This is a genomic window from Arthrobacter sp. TRD_SC_6, from assembly GCF_055361185.1.
The window spans coordinates 1-20,122 of record NZ_CM143953.1; the positions used below are offsets into that span (position 1 = coordinate 1).

Here is a 20,122-nt window from a genome sequence, read left to right on the forward strand (position 1 = left end):
GGGTGACTGATTCTGCAAGCGGGCGGGGCGAACTCACGACCCTTGTAAATCAACTAGGTCTACAGGGCAGGCAGGCTCCTGGCACGGGAAGCTCAGGCGGGTGACCGAGGATCCCGTGCAGTGTTCCAGCTCCAGCCGCTACTGGGAGGGCTGCCCGGAAACTGGCTGTCCATGGCGCCGATAACTCTCCGCACTAGACTCGCACCGGGCAGAGGCGTGGCCGGAAGGTTCGTCATTTCCGGAGGTGACACCCCGTTCTGAACGTCACCATCCCCCATCAGGCCCCTAGACGAACCTCCCGGCCACAGGTTCCAGTAAATGCTACAAAAAGACTAACTGAAGCCAATTAGGCCAACCTAAGTGGAAATTGATTCCAAAATGTTGCAATATTCGTTGCCTCTGAGTATCATTTCGAGGCGGAATCGGGCGAAATCGGACTGGATCAGCCCTTGAAGACGGGTGCCCGTTTCTCCTGGAACGCCCTGAAGCCTTCCGCATAGTCGGCGCTTGCGCACAGCTCCCCCTGCGCGGTGTTTTCCTCGGCAACCGCGTCCCACAGCCCTAGCCGCCGGTCGCGAATTGACGCCACCAGGGCCTTCGACGCCGTGAACGCACCGGTCGCTCCGGTCGCAACGCGCTCGACCGTGGAACGGGTGGCGTCGAGCAGTTGCTCAGCGGGAAACGCCCTACTGAAGAGTCCGCTGTTAACTGCATCTGCACCCGACATCAGATCAGCCGTGTAAATAAGGTCAAGGGTCCGGTGCGCGCCGAGCCGCTCGGTGAACAGCCAGTGCCCTCCCGAGTCCAGCGTGGCTCCCAGCTTGGCGAATGGCGAGCCGATCTTCGCCGAATCGGCCACATAGACCACATCGGTGGCGATGAGCAGGCCGAGCCCGACGCCGAGACACGCGCCGTGCGCTGCGGCGAAGGTGGGTGCCGGGAAGTCCGCCATCTTCTTCAGCAGCGGGGTGACGAGCCCGCCAAGGTAGGCAACGGCGTCGTCGGTTTCAGGCGCGACGCCGGCAATGTCCCGTCCGGCGCAGAAGCCGCGTCCTTCTCCCCGCAGCAACAGCGCACGGACGGAGCCGTCAGCGGCGGCCGAGCCGGCGTCGTCGTACGCTGCGGACAGCTCTGTAAGCGCAGCTTCGTTGAGCGCGTTCAGCTTCTCCGGTGCGTTGAGCACGATCTCGGCGACATTGTTCTCGATGGTCAGGTCAATCATGGAAGCTCCTCTTCACTTCAATGAAGTTTTTGTCGCCTAGTTGCTCTCTAATGCCGCTGTGGGCAACAACTAGGCGACAAAAAGTTTGGGATCAGGCGTCGTAGTCCACAGACACTTCGGGGCTGGTGGGCCGGGACTGGCAGGTGAGCACGTAGCCGCCTGCCAGTTCGTCCGGCTCCAGCGCGTAGTTCTCCTCCATGTCCACCGTGCCGCTGACAACCTTCGCGCGGCAGGTTCCACACACACCGCCGGCGCAGGCGAACGGGACGTCAGGCCGGACGCGCAGGGCCGCGTTGAGGATCGATTCGCGGGCATGAGTGGGGCTGGCGACCGTGCCCTGGAGACCGTCGAGGTTGAACGTGATCGAGAAACTTTCGCCGGCGTCATCCTCCCGGACAGGCCGCCCGATCTGCCCTTCGGGGCGGGTGGGCTCGCCGGTGGTGAACAATTCGAACCGCACCTTCTCCGGCGGCACCCCACGCTCAGCGAGGGAGTCCCGGCACAGCTGGACGAGTTCGAACGGGCCGCACAGGAACCACTCGTCGACGTCGTCGGTGCGGATCACGCTGGTCAGCATGGACTGCAGTTTCGCGGCGTCGATCCGCCCGCTCAGCAGCGGCGAGATACGCTGCTCACGGGAGAGGACGTGGTGCAGGGCGAAGCGGGCAGGGTAGCGGTCCTTCAGGTCAGCCAGTTCCTCGAGGAACATCACGTCCATCGCGGCCTTGTTCGCGTAGATGAGGTCAAAGCGCACCGCCGGATCCGCGGCAAGCACGGACCGCGCAATAGCGATGACAGGAGTGATTCCCGAACCCGCAGCAACCGCCACGAACGAGTGCTCCGTATCGGTGTCGATAGAGTCCGGGTTGTTGAGCCCGGACATCGGGTGCTTCGAGATGAACTGGCCCATCGGGCTCATGACCTCAAGCTTGTCCCCGGCTGCGAGGTACTCATTTGCCCAGGTGGAGAAGACTCCGCCAAGGTCCTTCTTGATGGCGACCCGGATTTCGCTGCTGCCGTCCTCGAAGGCCCGCGGCTCGGCGCAGATCGAGTAGCTCCGGCGGAATTCCTTCGCTTCGCCGTCGACGTCGAGCATGGTGCGCAACGCCACGTACTGGCCCGGCACATAGTCGAAACGGCCGGTCAGCTCCTGCGGCACCGCGAAGGTCACCTCGATGGCGTCCTCGGTCAGGCGGCGCACCTCAGCCACGGTGAGCTCATGGAAAGCCGTGCGCCGTTTGTTCGACGGCGCGAGTTTCACTGCCATTACAGGACCTTGAAGTAGTCGAAGGGCTCCCGGCAGTCCTGGCACGCGTAGAGCGCCTTGCAGGACGTACTGCCGAAACGGGTCAGTTCCCGGGTGTTCAGGGACGAGCACTGCGGGCACTTCACGCTGAGCCCCACGCTTACGGCTCCTTGCTTCCGGCCCAGGGCTGCGGCCTTCCCGGTGGGCGGTGCGATCCCGTATTCCTCGAGCTTCGCCTTCCCGGCGTCACTCATCCAGTCGGTAGTCCACGCCGGCGAGAGCACCAGGTTTACGAGCACGCTGGTGTGACCATGCGCTGCGAGGGCGGCAACGACGTCGTCCCGGATTGCGTCCATGGCCGGGCAGCCTGAGTAGGTAGGTGTGATCGTCACGGTTATCCCGCCGTCGTCGTGCACGTCCACCGCGCGGAGGACGCCGAGGTCCTCGATGGTGAGCACGGGAACCTCGGGATCCGCCACCGTCGCTGCGATGTCCCACAGCGTCTCTTCAAGAGTCTGCATGGTCATCACCACGTGGCCCCCGGATGCTCACGTGCCAGCACCTGCATCTCGGCCAACAGATAGCCGAGGTGCTCGCTGTGCCTCCCGTGGCGTCCACCGCCGACGGCGGCAGGAACGTTGGGAACTTCGAGCTCGGCTTCAGCGAAAATCGCCTCAACTTCAGCGTCGAACGGAGCACGCAGCTGCGAAGGCCGCACTGCAACGCCGTCGAGCGCTTCAATCAGAGCGTCATCTTCGAACAACTCGCCCACGTAGGGCCAGGTGAGGGTGAGGCCCTGAATCATGCGCCGCCGGGATTCGTCGGTTCCAAGAGCCAGCCGTAGCACCCACTGGCGAGCGTGATCGCGGTGGTAATCCACTTCCTTCACGGCCTTGGCGGCGATGGCAGCCAGCGTGTGATCAGCGGAGTCCATCAGGCGTGAGTACAACTCGAATTGATAATTGGAGACCACCAGCTGCCGGGCGATGGTGCGGGCAAAATCACCGTTCGGCTGCTCGACGAGGTGCGAGGACTTGAAGCCTTCTTCTCCACGGAAGTACGCAAGGTCATCTTCGGTCTTGCCCCAGCCCCTGCCCGCGTAGGTCAGGAAGGACCGTGCGTGTCCCATCTGATCCAGCGCGATATTACCGAGAGCCACGTCTTCCTCGAGCTCCGGAGCACGCGAAATCCACCAGCCCAGGCGCTGGGCGAGGATCAGCGCATCGTCACCGAGCCGCATCGCGTACTCGGCAACCACCTCGCTGGGCGTTGCGCCGGACGCAGCGATGTCCTCCGGCCGGAGCGCGTTTCCCGGAGTGATGCGGGTGGCGCTCGCATTCGACTCACTCACAGGTGCTTCACTCCCTCACTCTTGGTGTAGTACGTGGCGTGGCGGTAGTCCTTGCCCTGCGGGGATTCGAAGAACTGCCCCTTGGCGTCAGGGTCGCTGGAGATAATCGACGACGCCGGCACCACCCAGAGGCTCACGCCCTCGTTGCGCCGGGTATAAAGGTCGCGGGCGTTGCGGACGGCCATCTCGGCGTCGGCTGCGTGCAGTGAACCGGCATGGACGTGGCTGAGCCCGCGCGAGGACCGCACGAACACTTCCCACAAGGGCCAAGGCTCGGCCTTCGGATGGTCCGGCTGCTCTGCGCTGGGGGCCTTGGAGCCGTCGTCGCCCGTTTGGGATCCGCTGACCATTTAGGCTGCTTCCTGTCGCGAGTTGCGCTTGGCTGCCTGCTTTGAGGCATAAGCCGCGGCCGCCTCGCGGACCCACGCGCCGTCGTCGTGCGCTTCCCGACGCCGCTCAAGGCGCTGGGCGTTGCAGGGGCCGCGCCCGGCGAGTACTTCCTTGAACTCGTTCCAGTCCAGCGGGCCGTGCTCCCATTTGCCTGTCGCCTCGTTGTACTGGATCTGGTCATCGGGCAAGGTGAGCCCCAGGGTTTTGACCTGCTCCACGATCATGCCGACGAAGCGCGAACGCAGCTCGTCATTGGAGAAGCGCTTGATGTTCCAGGCCATGGACTGCTGGGAATTCGGTGAATCCTCATCCGGCGGGCCGAACATCATGAGGCTCGGCGCGTACCAGCGGTCCACGGCGTCCTGGGCCATCTGCTTCTGGGCCTGCGTTCCGTTGGCAAGCTCGAGGAGAATCTCGAAGCCCTGGCGCTGGTGGAATGACTCTTCCTTGCAGATGCGGACCATGGCCCGGCCGTACGGTCCGTAGGAGGCACGGCACAGCGGCACCTGGTTGGCGATAGCGGCGCCGTCGACCAGCCAGCCGATGGCACCCATGTCGGCCCAGGTGCGGGCGGGGTAGTTGAAGATGCTCGAGTAGCGGGCCTTGCCGGCGATGAGGTCGGCCATCATCTGGTCGCGGCTAGTGCCGAGCGTTTCGGCTGCAGAGTAAAGGTAGAGCCCGTGGCCGGCTTCATCCTGCACCTTGGCCATGAGGATGGCCTTGCGCTTCAGGCTGGGGGCGCGGGTGATCCAGTTGGCTTCCGGTTGCATGCCGATGATCTCGGAATGCGCGTGCTGGGAGATCTGGCGCGTGAGGGTTTTACGGTAGGCCTCGGGCATCCAGTCGCGTGGTTCAATGCGGGAGTCCTCGGCAATCAGCCGGTCAAACTGCTCCTGCTCCGCTGACAGGTCCTGCGGGGTATCAGTAGCGGTTGTCATGATGGTCACCTCACTGTGCACGGCTGGCCGATTGCCAGCCCGAAATAATTACCGACCGTTCGTTCAGGATATCGGCGTGGCGCGCGGTGAGTCAAGACACAGGGAGTGCCGGAAGTACTCCCCTCAGTCAGTCGAGGGCGATAGGACCGATCGCTTCCAGCAGGTCGCCAGGACCGGCATTGCCCGGGTGGGACGCCCCGCCCAGGTGGTTCATCACACCCCAGACGGCGTTCAGCCCGGTTGTCACGGCACCCTCCGCCCAGCCGGCAGTGAATGAGATGTCATCACCGGCCAGGAAGATTCCGCGCTGCTCCTCCGGCAGTGCATCCTGCTTGAAATGCGTGAAGAGCCGCTGTTGGTACCGGTAGTGTCCGGGCAGGTTCGCCTTGAACGCCCCCATGAAATTGGGGTCAGCCTCCCAGGACACGGTGATGGGCTCCCCCACGATGTGCGAGGCGATGTCCACTCCGGGGTAGATCTGCGCAAGGGAATGCAGCATCAACCGCACGCGCTCGTCAGCATCGAGAGCCAGCCACTTCAGCGCGTCGTCGTTCCAGGTGTAGGAAAGCAGTATTACGGCGGGCTTGTCCGGACCGTCGTCCAGCAGATAGGTGGCCCGGTTCAGCCGGTCAGTGAGCGTCATGCTCAGGGTCTCCCGGCCCGTTGCCGGATCAATATCCTTCCAGAACGGCCTGTCCACCATGACGAACGTCTTCGAGGACTGCATGTAGTGCGAACGCTCAATCGCGGTCCACATGGGTGCCTCGAAAAGGCTTTCCTGGGTATCGATGCGGGTGGAAAGCAGCCACGACTGGCAGGTTACGACGACGGCGGGGTAGGCACGCTCCCGGCCCCACTTCTCAGTGATCACGACGGAGTTGTCTGCACCTCTGCGGATGCGGGCCACCCCGCCCCGGGGAGCGCCGTCGTGCAGTGTGGCCAGGGAGGTGCCAGCCGGCCAGTGAGCCATGCCCGACGGCGCGTGTTCCCACAGCGCCCTGGGCAGTTCCTGCGCGCCACCGGCGATGCTGCGGTGTCCGTCGTCGGCGTCGGTATACACGACGCGCAGAATCTCGAGGATCGAGTTGGGGAAGTCCGTGTCCCAGCCCCCGGTACCGAACCCGACCTGCCCGAATGCCTCGCGGTGTGCAAAACCGGCCTCCTTGAACGCCTTCGAACCGGCGATGAAGCCATAGAACGTCTGCTCATCCAGTTCAGGCAGGAGGGAGTTCCAAAGCTCCTTGATCCGTGTGGTGTCGCGCTCCCGGATTGCCCGCTGCATGTCGCTGAAGGCAGCGCCGTCGTTGACCGCCGATTTCCAGGCATCGGCGACCTCCTGAAAGAAGTCCGGCAGGTCGGACGTGGTCTCTGCGTAATACCGCTTGCCTCCGAGCTCGATTACCGTGCTTGAGGTCGCCTCCGCCAGGGGGTTGGGGAAGGCACGGGTTTCCAGGCCGAGTTCCTCGATGTAGTGGTAGAGGGCCTTTCCGCTGACTGGGAACCGCATACCCCCGAGATCAGCTGTGACACCCGGGGCGGACGGGAAGCACGCGGTCCGCAGCCGTCCGCCAATCTGGTCGGACTCATAAATGACCGGGCGGAGACCGAGCTTCATCAGTTCGTACGCAGTCACCAGCCCGGATAGGCCCGCTCCGACAACCGCCACCTCGGTCCCGTACATGCTCGACGGCACTGAACCGAGTCCGGCAGGATGTGCAAGGTAGTGGTCATAGCTGAACGGAAAGTCCGGGTTCAACATGGTGATCGGTTCGCTGCCTGCTGGAGTGGGAGCGTGGATTTCGGTGGCGATAGTCATTCGTCTTGCTTTCAGTGAAGTGCTTTTGAAGGCGGGGTGCTGAGGTTATTGGGCGCTGAGTCTTTCGTATTCATCCTGACTCAGCCGCGCAACGCGCGAGTTGCGCCTGCCATAGCCAAGGTAGGCGAGCGCCCCGACGGCCATCCAGGCCGCAAAGACCACCCAGGTGCTCGAGCCGAGGTTGATCATCAGGTAGATGCACATGATGGTGCCGAGGATTGGTGTCACGGGGAACAGCGGCGCCCGGAAGGTGCGTGGCAGGTCGGGGCGGCTGCGGCGCAGATAGATCACCGACAGGTTCACCAGCGCGAAGGCGCAGAGGGTGCCAATGCTCGTAGCGTCCGCAAGCTCTCCGAGCGGAACCAGTCCGGCCGTAAGCGCAACCACGGAGCCAACGATCAGCGTGCCGGCGGCCGGCGTGCCTGTGCGTGGAGACACGCGGCCGAAAATCTTCGGCACCAGGCCATCGCGTGACATCGACATGAGGATGCGGGTCTGTCCGTAGAGAACGGTCAGCACAATGCTTGCGATAGCCACAACAGCTCCAACCGAGAACACCAGCGCCATCCAGGGCTCACCGGTTACCTCCTGCAGAATCTGGACCAGCGCAGCTTCTGTTCCGTCAAACCACGTCCACTCACGCGCGCCAATTGCGGCGACAGCAACGAGGATGTAAATGCCGGTGATGACCACCATGGAAGCAATGATGGCGCGTGGGAGGTCCCGCTGCGGATTCTTTGCCTCCTCGCCCGCCGTGGAAGCGGCGTCGAAACCGATGTAGGAGAAGAAGAGGCGTGACGCTGCGGCCGACATTCCGGCCACACCCATCGGCAGCAGCGGTTCAAAGTTGCGGGCGGAGAACGCCGAGAACGCGACCACGCAGAACAGCAGTAGCACCGCGATCTTGATGACGACCATCACGGTGTTCACCCACGCGCTCTCCTTGGCGCCTCGGACAAGCAGGAACATGGCAAGCACGACGATGGCGATCGCCGGCAGGTTCAACATGCCTCCTTCCGCGCCGGGCGGGGCTGCGATGGCGTCGGGAAGCGCGAGTCCGAAGGTGGCGAGCATCTCGTTGACGTACTCGCCCGCGCCGACGGCGACGGCTGCGACCGAGACTGCATATTCGAGCACCAGGCACCAGCCGCAGATCCAGGCGATTCCCTCGCCCATGGTCGCGTAGCTGTAGGAATAGCTGGAGCCCGAAACCGGCACTGCGCCGGCCATCTCCGCATAGGAAATGGCAGAGAGCAGAGCAGCGAATCCCGCGATCAGGAAGGAGATCCAGATAGCCGGTCCCGCCAGGGGAACCGACGATCCCAGGATCACGAAGATGCCCGTGCCGAGGGTCGCTCCAATGCTGATCATGGTCAGCTGCCATACACCCAGGCTGCGGCGCAGTTTCGGTCCGCCGGAGCCGCTGCCGGCCTCATCGAGCATCTGGCCGATGGGCTTGCGGCGTAGCAGTTGGCTTCCGAGCTTCAGAGCTGACCTTTCAGGGGCCGATGTTGCCTGAGTCATCTTTGACTTCCGATCTGTCTGTCCAGCGATTGCACCTCTTCACGGTGCCATGTGACTCCAATTACAAGGCGGGACGAATCGACCTCTACCCTTGGGTGTGTGAGCCTATCTGCACAATCGCCCGGGCGGGAAGCACTGCCGGGGCTCGGGACCGTCCCCCTGCACCGATTCCTGCAGAAGCTCCCTCCGGAGTTACGCGTCCTCCATGACGCCCAGCCGCCCGGTGATGATGCGGCACCGCTCACTGTCCGCTGGGTGGAACCCAGTGAGTTGGAAGATCCGACGCCGTACCTGCTGGAGGGCGAATTCATCCTTACGGCGGGGTTGCCCTTCACTGGTCGCAAAGGCAGCGAACCGGAGGTGGACCGTTACGTCCAGCGCCTGGTCCAGGCGAACGTATGTGCGTTGGGGTTCGGCATCACTCCCTACTTCGACGACGTCCCTGTGGAACTGCTGGAAGCCTGCCGGCGGCACAATCTCACTCTGGTGGAGCTTCCGGCGTCGGTTCCTTTCGCCGCCGTCGGACTCGAATTCGCCCGCATGCTCGAGGCGGAAACCCTCCAGGCGTTGAGGACCCTGTCTGAGGTCAACCGACAGTTGATGCGATCAGTCCTCGCGGGCCGGCCGGAGCAGGAACTCCTGCAAACCCTGACCCGTTGGATACCGGCCTGGGCGCTGATTGTCGGCTCGGACGGCCGGGTCCGCGTCCGCGTCCGCGGTGGAAACACCGAACTCAGGGGCCAAATCCCCTCGGATGCCGAACTTCAGCCGCTCCTGCGGAAGCTGTTGGCGGGGCGGGGCCCGCGGATCGAGGTGGACAGTTTCGACTCCCCGGGCGCGCGCGCTGTGGTCGGCTATCCGCTGCGAAGCACTCGCGACGCCAACCTGGGTGCGCTTGTGGTTGGCTCCGAAGAGCGTCTGGGACCGCTCGACAGGAACATTGTGGAGGTGGCCGTCGGCTTGCTCGAAGCCCTGGTGCGGCAGCGTACAAGTGGAGCGCTTGCCCCGGGACAGCTCGCCACGGGGTTGCTTCTGCGCCCTTCTCCTGGATCCGCGCGGGAACAGGCGAACCTGGAGGAGCTGCTTGTGCACAGTACTTCCGGAACGCACCCCGAACCAGTGCGCGTTGTGCGGGGAGTCCCCCGCACAACGGGCCAGCACGACGACGACGTTCGCGGCCTGCTGCAGTGGCGCCGCCTCTTCGACACCAAACTGGTGGAAATTTCCGACGACGGGTTCGCGGCGATCACGCGCCTCGCCGCAAGCGATGCCCTCATCGCCGAAGTTGAACAGACCGGTTGGCTTCTGGCCGTGTCGGATCCCGTGGAACCTGCGGCCCTGCCCCACGCGTTCCGCCAGGCCACCTCGCTCCTGCGGCACGCCGTCCACTCCGGTCGCAGCGTGCGCGCGGAAACTGTCGCGTGGACAATCACCGGCCTCCTGGGTGACGAGGCGGGGAAGCAGCTTGCGTCGCGCATCTTCGCGCCGCTGAAGGGTGTTGAACCGGAAAGGTCAGCCCTGCTGTTGCAAGTCCTGAGCGCGTGGCTTCAGGAAAACGGCAACTGGGATGCGTCAGCGAGGGAACTGGGCCTTCACCGGAACAGCGTGCGCCGCCAGATCCGCTTACTGGGCGATCTGCTGGAACTGGATCTCGCTGATGCATCCACCCGCGCCGAGCTCCTGATCGCGCTGAATTACGTCGACGAACCGTGAGGCCGGGGCTGCCAGGACGTGTATAGGTCTGTGCGGCGGTCCCGAAGGTACGGCACGGCGGCGCGGGCGGCAGCGACGTCCGCTGGGCAGATGTCGGCAAGAATCAGCTCATCAGCGTCGTCCCCGTCAGCCGCGCTCCCCTCGGCCAGCACCTGTCCGCGCGGACCGACGATGATACTGCCGCCACCGAGCTGAACCGCGGTACCCGCTGCAGTGGGCGCTTTACCGGAATGGTTGACGTACGCGATGGCCAGTTGACTCTCCAGCGCACGGGCACGCAGCAGCACCTGCGGCACGTCACGGAAACCGGCCGCCAACGCCGTCGGGACCAGCGCCACATCGGAGCCTGCATCGGCCAGTGCGCGTGCGATCTCCGGGAACTCAACGTCGTAGCAGATGGCCAACCCCACGCGGAAGCCCCGGAACAGAACTGACTCTGGTGCACTCCCGCCTGGACGAAAAGCTGCTTGTTCCTCGGCTCCGAAGAGATGGACCTTGAAATAGCGCAACAGTTGTTCGCCGTTGCCGTCGAGCATCGTCGCGGAGATATGCCATCCTCCGCCTTCCGCTGGCACGGGGGCGCTGTACACGAGCGCGATACCGTGCCGCATTGCGATGTCCCGTGCGCCGTCGTCGATGGGCTGTAAGAGGCCTGCCCCGGATCGGGAAAGCGCGTCAGCCAGCCTTGCCGGCGCATATCCGCAGGGGAACAGTTCCGGGGTCACCAGGACGTCAGCGCCGGCGGCAGCGGCCTGGGCAGCCGCGCGGTCCATGACCGCCAGGTTCGCTTCGACGTCAAGTATTTTCGCGGCACCCTGCATTCCTGCGATCCGCATGCGTTCCTCCTGCCCCCGTGTGTCCGGCTCCCTGCCAGCTTAGGCTTTGCCGGGCACGTGGTTGCGGGCATTTGGACCCGCCTGGTCAGCCTTCAGGATGAAATGCACGACGACGGACAGAACCAGGGGCGCCGGGCCGCCTTCGTCGTCGTCCTGCTGTGCACGCACGCCCGGAGCGAACGTGCGCCCTCGTCGTTTCCGGCTCTGGCAGGATGGGCGCATGACTCTCACTCCTCCCCTTGCCAAGAAGGTTCCGACCGAGCGCACCCACCACGGCGACACCTTTATTGACGAGTATGAATGGCTCCGCGCCAAGGAAAACCCCGAGGTTGTGGAACACCTGAGCGCGGAGAACGCGTACACCGACGCCGTCACCTCCGGCCAGGAACAGCTGCGCAAAGACATGTTCAATGAGATCAAGAACCGTACCCAGGAGACCGACCTCTCCGTGCCGGCCCGCAAGAAGGGCTGGTGGTACTACTCGCGCACCGAAGAGGGCAAGCAGTACCCCATTTACTGCCGGGTCAAGGCGGAGGACTCGGGAGACATCGCGCAGGACTGGACGCCGCCGGCTGTGGTACCCGGGCATCCGGTCCAGGGTGAGGAAGTACTGCTAGACGGCAACGCTGAAGCTGAAGGCAAGCCGTTCTTCTCAATAGGCGGGCTCACCGTGAACGAGGACGGCAACCTCCTGGCGTTCAGCGTGGACAATGCGGGTGATGAGCGTTTCACCCTGCGCATCAAGGACCTGCGCTCCGGTGAACTGCTGGCGGATGAGATTCCCAACGTCTTCTACGGCCTGGCCTTCTCCCCCGACGGACGGCAGGTCTTCTACACCGTCGTCGACAGCAGCTGGCGCCCTTACCAGGTGAAATCCCACACCCTTGGCACTTCCACGGACGAAGACGTCCTGGTCTACCAGGAGGACGACGTCGCGATGTGGACCGGCTTCGACCTCTCCGCAGACCGCACGCAGCTGCTCATCGGCATCGGCTGCTCCGAGTACAGCGAATACCGGGTCCTGGACCTCCGCGACCAGGACGCCGGGCTCACCACGCTCATCCCCCGTTCCGAGCGGGTGTTGTACGAGGCTGAACCCCTGACCATCGACAGCCGGCTGCACTACCTGCTCACCCATGACCGCGGCGCGAAGAACTCGATGGTGAGCCTGGTCGGTGCCGAACAGTTTGAGCGCCCCCTGGCGGAACAGGAGTGGTCCACAGTGGTGGATCACGACGACGCCGTCCGCGTCCACGGCGCTACGGTCACCTCCACGCACGTCCTGGTCTCGGTACGCAAAGACACCACCATGCGCGTGCAGATCCTCCCCCGTGAGTACCTCGGCTCACCGGGCCAGCACGCACCGCTTGAACCGGCGTTCGATGAGGCGCTCTACACCTGCAATCTGGCGGGCGCTGAGTTCGAAGCGCCCGTGATCCGCCTCTCCTACGCGTCCTACTTCACCCCGCCGCGGGTCTACGACTACCTGCTCGACGGCGGTGAGCTGACCCTCCGCAAGGAGACCGAAGTGCGCGGCGGCTACCGTTCCGAGGAATACGTCGCGGAGCGCCAGTGGGCCACCGCGGCAGACGGCACGCAGATCCCGCTGTCAGTGCTGCGCCGCCGGGACCTCCAGCAGGACGGCTCCAACCCGGCCGTGATCTATGCCTACGGAAGCTACGAGATCAGCATGGATCCGGGTTTCTCGATCTCCCGGTTGTCCCTGCTGGACCGCGGCGTCATCTTTGTTGTGGCACACATCCGCGGCGGTGGGGAAATGGGGCGTTCCTGGTATGAGAACGGCAAGAAGCTTGCGAAGAAGAACACCTTCACGGACTTCGTCGACGCCACCACCCACATGGCCGGGACCGGCTGGGTGGACCCGGACCGGGTCGCGGCCATCGGTGGTTCCGCGGGCGGCCTGTTGATGGGCGCCGTCGTGAACCTCGCCCCCGAGAAATACCGTGCCATCGTGGCGCAGGTCCCGTTCGTGGACGCCCTCACCACCATCCTCGACCCGGAGCTGCCCCTTTCAGCCCTCGAATGGGAGGAATGGGGCAACCCGATCACCGATCCTTCGGTCTACCGCTACATGAAGGAGTACACGCCCTACGAGAACGTACGCGCCACCGCCTACCCGCGCATCGCAGCGGTCACGAGCTTCAATGACACCCGTGTGCTGTACGTCGAGCCGGCCAAGTGGGTTGCGAAGCTGCGCGAGGTGACCACCGGAGACGAGCCGATCGTGCTGAAGACCGAGATGGACGGCGGCCATGGAGGCGCGAGCGGCCGGTACGAGCAGTGGAAGGACGTGGCCTGGGACTATGCCTTTGCAGCTGACGCCCTGGGCGCCACGCGCATACTCTCAGGCGCCGCCAACGTCTAGGGAGACCAGTTGGTTACTGCGGGCTACCTCTCCGTACCACCGGCCGCTCGCCTTCGGAATGCGCTCCTGGGTCTCATAATCCACCCGGACTATCCCGAACCGCTTATGGTAACCCCATCCCCACTCGAAGTTGTCCATCAAGGACCACACGAGGTAGCCGCGGACGTCCGCGCCGTCGCTGATTGCCTGGCTGACCGCTTCGAGGTGCGCGGCGATGAAGGCCAACCGGTCTGTGTCGTTGACGTACCCCTGGTGGTCCGGGACGTCGTCGTACGCTGCCCCGTTTTCGGTGAGGTACATCGGTATCCCCTTGGGCCCGGTGTAGTCGCGTTGCAAGCGCAGCAGGAGCCGGTGCAGGCCCTCGGGCTGCACCTCCCAACCCATCGAGGTGACGGGGAGGCCGCGGGGCACGGAGGACACCCCCTCCGCCGCCACGTACGGTGAGGAGACGGTCCGTACGGGATTCGTGGCAGCCATTACCTCGGGCTGCGGCTGCGCGGTAACCGCCTCTCCGTGGTAGTAGTTCACGCCCAGGAAGTCGATCGGTTGGGCGATGATCTCCGTGTCTCCACACTGAATGTGTTCTTCGAAGCCGAGGTGACGGACGTCGTCGAGCACGTCCTGCGGGTAAGCACCCTTGACCACCGGGTCCAGGAAGATGCGGTTGAACTGGCCGTCGATCCGGCGGGCAGCGTCCTGGTCCGCTTCGCTGGACGGGTCCAGGGGATCCGGGACCGTGAAATTGAGCGTGATGCCGAGTTGCAGGTCCGGGTCCAGGCTGCGCAACCCGCGAACCGCCAGGCCATGAGCCAGCAGCAGATGATGCGCCGCGGCGAGTGCAGCCTTGGGCTCCTGCCTGCCGGGAGCGTGCTCCCCTGACGCGTAGCCGAGGAACGCTGCGCACCACGGTTCGTTCAGGGTGGCCCAGAAGCGCACCCTGTCCCCCAGCGCCGCGTGCATCACGGCGGCGTATTCGGCGAAACGGACGGCCGTTTCCCGGTTCGTCCAGCCGCCTTCGTCCTCCAGCGCCTGCGGCAGGTCCCAGTGGTACAGGGTGAGCCAGGGGGTGATTCCCGCGGCGAGCAACTTGTCGACCAGATCAGAGTAGAACTGGATGCCCGCCGGATTCGGTGTGCGGCCGTCCGGCATACAGCGCGCCCAGGAGGTGGAGAACCGGTACGCCTTCAACCCGAGGTCCTGCATCAGCTGCACATCGGCGAAGGATCGATGGTAGTGGTCACAGGCCACGTCACCGTTGTGGGCGTCCGCAACCGCCCCGGGGACGCGGGCGAAGACATCCCAGATCGAATCCTGCCGGCCATCTTCGTGGACGGCGCCTTCAATCTGGTAGGCGGCGGTGGCTGCACCCCATACGAAATGGTCGGGGAAAGACGGGCCTGAGGTCATCTTTTAGGTGCTCCTTGCCTGGGCGGTTCGGCCGGATCTGCTCGAAGTGCCGCGTCACACAACCTGAGGTGTCACAGTACCTCCAACTGCTTGACAGTGGTGGGTGTCGGGGTATTACCTAATGAACGATCGGTAAATAATTCGAGAGGCCCCCATGAAGGACACTGACGTCCGCCCAGCACACCCCATCCTGGCGAAGGATCACGCCTCCGCCTGGCTGGGAATCGATGTGGTCCAGCTCGAGGACGGACACGCCACCATATCCATGAGGTTGCGTGAGGAGATGCTCAACGGATTCGGCATAGCGCACGGAGGGATGGTGTTCGCGTTCGCGGATTCCGCGTTCGCCCTGGCGTGCAATCCGATGGGGGAAACCGACACCGTCACGGTTGCCTCCGGCGTCGACATCAACTTCATTTCCGCGGCGCTGCCGGGCGAACTGCTCACCGCCGTCGCGAACAAAAGAGCCTCCACCGGGCGCAGCGGCATTTACGACATCACCATTACTGCAGGGAACGACGACGGCGGTCGCCTCGTCGCCCTCTTCACGGGACGCTCGCGCACCATTCCCAACCGCTCACGTACGTCTGACCCGTCAAGAACGCACGCTCCCGGAGAAGGAGAAGCATGATCACCACAGCCATCAAGGCAAGCCCCGCGGAAACAGCCGAGCTGGACGCCGAGGAAACCTATGACCGCGGGCGCATTGAGGAACTGCAACTGGAGCGGCTGCAGTGGACGGTGAAGTACGCCTACGAGCGCGTGGAGCTGTACCGCCGCAAGTTCGACGACGCCGGCGTTCACCCCACCGACCTTCGGGAACTCTCCGATCTGGCCAAGTTTCCCTACACCACCAAGGAAGACCTTCGCCAGACGTATCCGTTCGGGATGTTCGCCGTGCCCCAGGAGCAGGTCGCCAGGGTCCACGCTTCTTCCGGAACCACAGGGCGGCCGACCGTTGTCGGCTACACCACAGGTGATCTTGACCGTTGGGCGTCACTCGTGGCCCGATCGCTGCGCGCAAGCGGGGTCAAGAAGGGCTACAAGGTCCACAACGCCTACGGTTATGGACTGTTTACCGGCGGCCTCGGGGCCCACTTCGGTGCCGAGAAGCTCGGCTGCACCGTCATCCCCATTTCTGGCGGGCAAACCGAACGCCAGGTGCAACTCATCAGGGACTTCGAGCCGGACGCAATCCTTGCCACACCGACCTACCTGCTGACCATCCTCGATGCCATGGTCGAGGCAGGCATCGACCCCAGGAGCACCTCCCTGAAGACGGCCGTTCTGGGCGCCGAACCCTGGACCTCGGAGATGCGGCACGAGCTTGAGCAGCGGATGGGCTTCGACGCCTGCGACATCTACGGGCTCTCAGAGGTCATGGGGCCCGGGGTTGCCGGTGAATGCGTGGAGACCAAGGACGGCTCGCACATCTGGGAGGACCATTTCCGCCCCGAGATCATCGATCCATTCACTGATGCAGCGCTCGACGACGGGCAGCCCGGCGAGCTTGTCTTCACTTCCCTCACCAAGGAAGCACTCCCGATCATCCGCTACCGGACACATGACCTGACCCGCCTCCTGCCCGGGACAGCCCGCCCGGGCATGCGGCGCATGGAGCGCATCACCGGCCGCAGCGATGACATGATCATTCTGCGCGGCGTGAATCTTTTCCCCACCCAGATTGAGGAGATCGCACTTCGCATCCCTGCGCTCAGCCCGCACTTCCAGCTGGAACTCACGCGGCCGGAGGGCCAGCGGATGGATCAGATGACCGTGCGCATAGAGCCCCGTGACGGCGTATCCAGTGATGACGCCGCTGCCGCCGCTTCTTTGCTGAGCGAGCAGATCAAGATCCACATCGGCTCGAGCTGCGCAGTATCGGTGGTCGAGGTAGGTTCACTTGCCCGATCGAGCGGAAAGTTGAAGCGGATCTACGACCTGCGGCCGAAGCCGTGAGTCCCCCTGCCTGATCCGACCGAACGTTCATGCGAAAATATCCCGTATGCCCAGCTCACAGGCCGCCACCCGCAGGGGCCGTCCCGGATACGACCAGCAGACCGTCCTCAACATTGCCGTTGACGTGTTCAACCGCCATGGCTACGAGGCAACCTCGATGGGCGTCCTTGCGGAGAACCTGGGGATCAGTAAGTCGGCGATCTACCACCACGTTCCGTCGAAAGGGGACCTGCTGCGGTTGGCACTCGACCACGCGCTCGGTGGCCTGGAAGCAGTGCTGACGGAGGCGGATGCAACCTCCGGGAAAGCTGACCAACGCCTCGAATACGTGTTGCGGGGCACCATCTCCGTGCTGATCGCACGTCTGCCGTTCGTGACGCTGCTACTTCGCCTGCGCGGCAATACGGAGGTTGAGCGCGAGGCCCTGGAGCGTCGTCGTGCCTTCGACCATCAGGTGGCCGCACTCGTGGAAGCCGCCCGCTCCGAGGGTTCAATCCGAAAGGATATCGACCCGCGCACCACCACCAGGCTGTTGTTCGGAACCATCAACTCGCTGGTCGAGTGGTACAAACCCGGTGGCCCCCTGACACCCGACCAACTGGCTGATGACGTGATCGCCATGGTTTTCGAGGGCCTTCACCACGCCTGATCCCAGGTGCGTCGAGCGTGCACGGCGGCAGATAACCTCCGCAGAGTCAGTGCAAGTGTCAGACGGTAATGGCGACCTTGCCACGCACGTTCCCCGCACGAAGGTAGCGGATGGCGTCCGGAGCCTCCTCGAGTTCGAAGGTGCGCTCCAGTGGCACGCGCAGCTGGCCTGCTTCGATGAACCCGGCGAGTGCAATGAGGTCGTCGCGGCGTGTTGTGGCCGTGAGACCCCGAAGTTTCTGACGGGTGATCAGCGCCAGAGCAGGTGCCCCGAGCATCGCCCGCTCGAAGCCCCCAAGCAGTCCTCGGCCGCCCTCCCCGCCGACGATGACGAGCGTCCCGCCGGGGGCGAGTGCCCGCCGCAACTTCCCCAGCGGGCGGTTGCCGCCGGTGTCGAGTATCAGGTCGAAGAGGCTTGCACCGTCCACCGGGTCCTGCTGCGTGTAATCCATCACCTCATCGGCACCGAGATCCCGGACGAAATCCAGCTTGCCCGTGCTTGCAACACCGGTGACGTGGGCGCCGAGCGCCTTTGCCAACTGCACGGCGAATGATCCGACGCCGCCCGAAGCGCCGAGCACAAGCACCCGCGAACCTGCCGTCACTCCACCCAGCCGAAGGCCCTGAAGCGCGGTGCAGCCGGAAACCGGGATGACCGCCGCTTCTGTGAAACTCAAGCCTGCTGGCTTATGCGCCAAGCCCTTCTCTGACGAGGCGAGCGCGAAGTCGGCATAGCTGCCGGATGCGACGCCGAAGACCTCGTCGCCCGGGACGAACCGGGTGACCTCGGGGCCGACCGCTTCGACAATGCCTGCGACATCCGCCCCTCGAGTGCGCTGCCGCGGCCTGCGTACGCCGAAGGCTGGCCGAAAGCCCACAGGCTGACCGGCCATAATGTGCCAGACGCTGGGGTCGACGCCAGCCGCCCGGACGCGGATGAGGACCTGCTTGCGTCCGGGCTCCGGCCGCGCAACCTCCTCAAGGCGCAGCACCTCCGCGTCTCCATATTCGTCCTGCACGATTGCCCTCATTGGGATGCTCCTTCATCGGTGTCCGGGTAGTGGAAGACGGCGTCCAGTCCGACGCCGAAGACTCGCGCGATCTGGAATGCGAGCTCGAGTGTTGGGGAGTAGCGGCCCTGCTCGATGGCGATCACAGTCTGGCGGGTGACGCCGATCCGGTCTGCGAGCTGTGCCTGGGTCATCTCCCCGTTCATGGCTCGCAAGGCACGGATCGAGTTGGTTACGCGGGTGGGCTTCACCATTCCGGCAGCCCCCGGCGGTAGCCGATGATCTTGGTGATGGACCCGAGGACCGCGGACAACACGAACCCCAGGTAAATCACATTCGCAATCCAGAAGGCGTCCGATTCGAGCATCGCGAGCGACAGTGCAACGACTGCACCGAGGATGACGAACGACTGACCGACCTGGTCACCGAACCGTGCAATCTGCCGGTCCCGCTGGTCGACCCGCCCGGCATCCCGCCGGAACATACCGGAGACAATACCGACGAGAATGTTGATGACGATACCGGCGACGATTCCGCCGACGATTGTCCAGACCATGATCGGCGCGTAGGGGCGCTCGGGAAGTGGGTCGGAGCCGCTGCTGAGTAGCAGTCCGAGGTAGACCGCATACCCAAGCACTGCGACCAACCCGAGAACCCAGGCGTTCTTTTCCTGCGCTGACATGACCACTCCCATGTAAAAAATTGTTGACATACACAAGCTACGCCCGCGACTGAGGCATGTCAACAATCTTTTACATCACTAGCCAGAGGGCCTCCATCACCCCTGAATTCCCAGGCGAAACCCTTGACTGTTCCGGGGCCGAAGTGGACCCTGAATTCATGACCGCAAAGCTGTCCGACACCCTTTTCGGCCTGCTCCCCGAGCTTCGCTACGAACCCACGCTAAAACGGATTCGCGGTGACCTCGACGGAGCCACGATTACAGACACCCGCCGAGCACTGCTTGTCTGGGAACCCAGGCGGGTCACACCGATCTTTGCGGTGCCGGAGGAGGATCTTCAGGCAGAACTGTCCCCCGCCGGTGTGGACCAGGGAGCCGGGGAGGAGTACCCGGTCGCGATTATGCTGGACGCCCCGCCTGTCCTCGATCCCCGCACAGGCTTCAGCCGGCACACCACCGCTGGTACCCCGTTGACTCTCACCGTCGGCGGTACCTCCCTGCCCGGAGCCGCCTTTCGCCCGGATGAGCCCGCACTTGCCGGGTATGTCCTTCTCGACTTCGATGCCCTGGAATGGCGGGAGGACGACGAGGTCATCATCGGGCACCCCCGAGACCCGTTCCACCGCATCGATGTCCGCGATTCATCCGAACGCATCAGGATTGAGATGGAAGGCGCAGTCCTCGCGGAGACGTCGCGCGCCGCACTGCTCTATGAGACTTTCCTGCCCCCGCGCCTATACATCCCACCGGACGACGTCCGGTTTGAGGTGTTGGAGCCGAGTGAAACCCGAACGGTGTGCCCCTACAAGGGCAAAGCGAGCTACATCTCCTACCCGAAGTCACCGAAGGGTAAGGACATCGCGTGGCAGTATGATTCACGCTTCCCTGACGCCACCCAGATTCACGACCGGGTGTGCTTCTTTAACGAGCGGGTCGATGTGCTGGTCGACGGGGCACAGCAGGAGAAGCCCGTTACGCCTTGGTCATAGGCTCA

Annotated in this window: 20 protein-coding genes; 6 read left to right on the plus strand and 14 right to left on the minus strand. The window is 64.2% G+C overall.

Annotated features, from left to right (window positions below):
- Positions 1 to 442 precede the first annotated feature (442 nt).
- The 8 genes from ACWA1U_RS00005 to ACWA1U_RS00040 form a co-directional block, all read right to left on the minus strand.
- Complete coding sequence (locus ACWA1U_RS00005) at positions 443 to 1,222, minus strand: enoyl-CoA hydratase/isomerase family protein (RefSeq protein ID WP_463723309.1); 780 nt, start codon at positions 1,220 to 1,222, stop codon at positions 443 to 445.
- A gap of 91 nt (positions 1,223 to 1,313) precedes the next feature.
- Positions 1,314 to 2,489 (minus strand): 1,2-phenylacetyl-CoA epoxidase subunit PaaE, encoded by a 1,176-nt coding sequence (gene paaE, locus ACWA1U_RS00010; protein WP_463723310.1) that lies wholly within the window; start codon positions 2,487 to 2,489, stop codon positions 1,314 to 1,316.
- Entirely contained in the window at positions 2,489 to 2,989 is a 501-nt protein-coding gene (gene paaD, locus ACWA1U_RS00015) for a 1,2-phenylacetyl-CoA epoxidase subunit PaaD (protein WP_463723311.1), read from the minus strand. Before paaD ends, paaE begins: the two co-directional genes overlap by 1 nt.
- 5 nt (positions 2,990 to 2,994) lie before the next feature.
- A complete protein-coding gene (paaC, locus tag ACWA1U_RS00020) occupies positions 2,995 to 3,819 on the minus strand; it encodes a 1,2-phenylacetyl-CoA epoxidase subunit PaaC (RefSeq protein WP_463723312.1) in 825 nt (274 codons plus the stop codon).
- Positions 3,816 to 4,169: a 1,2-phenylacetyl-CoA epoxidase subunit PaaB gene (paaB, locus tag ACWA1U_RS00025; RefSeq protein ID WP_463723313.1), complete on the minus strand. Its 354-nt coding sequence runs from the start codon at positions 4,167 to 4,169 to the stop codon at positions 3,816 to 3,818. Before paaB ends, paaC begins: the two co-directional genes overlap by 4 nt.
- Positions 4,170 to 5,147, minus strand: a complete 978-nt coding sequence (gene paaA, locus ACWA1U_RS00030) for a 1,2-phenylacetyl-CoA epoxidase subunit PaaA (RefSeq protein ID WP_463723314.1) — start codon at positions 5,145 to 5,147, stop codon at positions 4,170 to 4,172. It lies immediately after the preceding gene.
- Positions 5,148 to 5,274: 127 nt separating this feature from the next.
- Positions 5,275 to 6,963: a flavin monoamine oxidase family protein gene (locus ACWA1U_RS00035; RefSeq protein ID WP_463723315.1), complete on the minus strand. Its 1,689-nt coding sequence runs from the start codon at positions 6,961 to 6,963 to the stop codon at positions 5,275 to 5,277.
- 45 nt (positions 6,964 to 7,008) lie between these two features.
- Positions 7,009 to 8,487: an amino acid permease gene (locus ACWA1U_RS00040; protein WP_463723316.1), complete on the minus strand. Its 1,479-nt coding sequence runs from the start codon at positions 8,485 to 8,487 to the stop codon at positions 7,009 to 7,011.
- 99 nt (positions 8,488 to 8,586) lie between these two features.
- Here ACWA1U_RS00040 and ACWA1U_RS00045 point away from each other — a divergent pair, with 99 nt between their 5' ends.
- Positions 8,587 to 10,200, plus strand: coding sequence for a PucR family transcriptional regulator ligand-binding domain-containing protein (locus ACWA1U_RS00045; RefSeq protein ID WP_463723317.1), 1,614 nt, complete (start codon positions 8,587 to 8,589; stop codon positions 10,198 to 10,200).
- Here ACWA1U_RS00045 and ACWA1U_RS00050 read toward each other — a convergent pair.
- Together ACWA1U_RS00050 and ACWA1U_RS00055 are read right to left on the minus strand one after the other, a co-directional pair.
- Positions 10,182 to 11,036, minus strand: a complete 855-nt coding sequence (locus ACWA1U_RS00050; protein ID WP_463723318.1) for a nitrilase-related carbon-nitrogen hydrolase — start codon at positions 11,034 to 11,036, stop codon at positions 10,182 to 10,184. The two genes, ACWA1U_RS00045 and ACWA1U_RS00050, sit on opposite strands and share 19 nt — an antisense overlap.
- A gap of 39 nt (positions 11,037 to 11,075) precedes the next feature.
- Positions 11,076 to 11,258, minus strand: a complete 183-nt coding sequence (locus tag ACWA1U_RS00055; RefSeq protein WP_463723319.1) for a hypothetical protein — start codon at positions 11,256 to 11,258, stop codon at positions 11,076 to 11,078.
- On the opposite strand from ACWA1U_RS00055, the gene ACWA1U_RS00060 reads away from it, so the two are divergent.
- Entirely contained in the window at positions 11,257 to 13,422 is a 2,166-nt protein-coding gene (locus tag ACWA1U_RS00060) for a S9 family peptidase (protein WP_463723320.1), read from the plus strand. The genes ACWA1U_RS00055 and ACWA1U_RS00060 overlap by 2 nt on opposite strands.
- Here the strand turns inward: ACWA1U_RS00060 and ACWA1U_RS00065 are convergent.
- Positions 13,402 to 14,829 (minus strand): GH1 family beta-glucosidase, encoded by a 1,428-nt coding sequence (locus tag ACWA1U_RS00065; protein ID WP_463723321.1) that lies wholly within the window; start codon positions 14,827 to 14,829, stop codon positions 13,402 to 13,404. The genes ACWA1U_RS00060 and ACWA1U_RS00065 overlap by 21 nt on opposite strands.
- A 154-nt stretch (positions 14,830 to 14,983) precedes the next feature.
- Here ACWA1U_RS00065 and paaI point away from each other — a divergent pair, with 154 nt between their 5' ends.
- From paaI to ACWA1U_RS00080, 3 genes are read left to right on the plus strand one after another with little or no spacing between them, the layout of a single operon-like run.
- Positions 14,984 to 15,460 carry a hydroxyphenylacetyl-CoA thioesterase PaaI gene (gene paaI / locus ACWA1U_RS00070; RefSeq protein WP_463723322.1) on the plus strand — a complete coding sequence of 159 codons (477 nt, stop codon included), beginning with the start codon at positions 14,984 to 14,986 and terminating at the stop codon, positions 15,458 to 15,460.
- The gene (gene paaK / locus ACWA1U_RS00075) at positions 15,457 to 16,788 is read left to right on the plus strand and encodes a phenylacetate--CoA ligase PaaK (protein WP_463723323.1); all 1,332 of its coding nucleotides are present in this window, start codon (positions 15,457 to 15,459) and stop codon (positions 16,786 to 16,788) included. The genes paaI and paaK overlap by 4 nt, the downstream gene beginning before the upstream one ends.
- 46 nt (positions 16,789 to 16,834) lie before the next feature.
- On the plus strand, positions 16,835 to 17,437 hold the full coding sequence (locus ACWA1U_RS00080) for a TetR/AcrR family transcriptional regulator (RefSeq protein WP_463723324.1): 603 nt from the start codon (positions 16,835 to 16,837) through the stop codon (positions 17,435 to 17,437).
- 58 nt (positions 17,438 to 17,495) lie between these two features.
- Here ACWA1U_RS00080 and ACWA1U_RS00085 read toward each other — a convergent pair whose 3' ends face one another.
- From ACWA1U_RS00085 to ACWA1U_RS00095, 3 genes are read right to left on the minus strand one after another with little or no spacing between them, the layout of a single operon-like run.
- The gene (locus ACWA1U_RS00085) at positions 17,496 to 18,467 is read right to left on the minus strand and encodes an NAD(P)-dependent alcohol dehydrogenase (RefSeq protein WP_463723325.1); all 972 of its coding nucleotides are present in this window, start codon (positions 18,465 to 18,467) and stop codon (positions 17,496 to 17,498) included.
- Entirely contained in the window at positions 18,464 to 18,700 is a 237-nt protein-coding gene (locus ACWA1U_RS00090; RefSeq protein ID WP_463723326.1) for a helix-turn-helix transcriptional regulator, read from the minus strand. The genes ACWA1U_RS00085 and ACWA1U_RS00090 overlap by 4 nt, the downstream gene beginning before the upstream one ends.
- A complete protein-coding gene (locus ACWA1U_RS00095) occupies positions 18,694 to 19,128 on the minus strand; it encodes a hypothetical protein (protein WP_463723327.1) in 435 nt (144 codons plus the stop codon). Before ACWA1U_RS00095 ends, ACWA1U_RS00090 begins: the two co-directional genes overlap by 7 nt.
- Positions 19,129 to 19,286: 158 nt before the next feature.
- Between ACWA1U_RS00095 and ACWA1U_RS00100 the strand changes: the two genes are divergently transcribed.
- Complete coding sequence (locus ACWA1U_RS00100) at positions 19,287 to 20,117, plus strand: DUF427 domain-containing protein (RefSeq protein ID WP_463723328.1); 831 nt, start codon at positions 19,287 to 19,289, stop codon at positions 20,115 to 20,117.
- Positions 20,118 to 20,122: the final 5 nt, after the last annotated feature.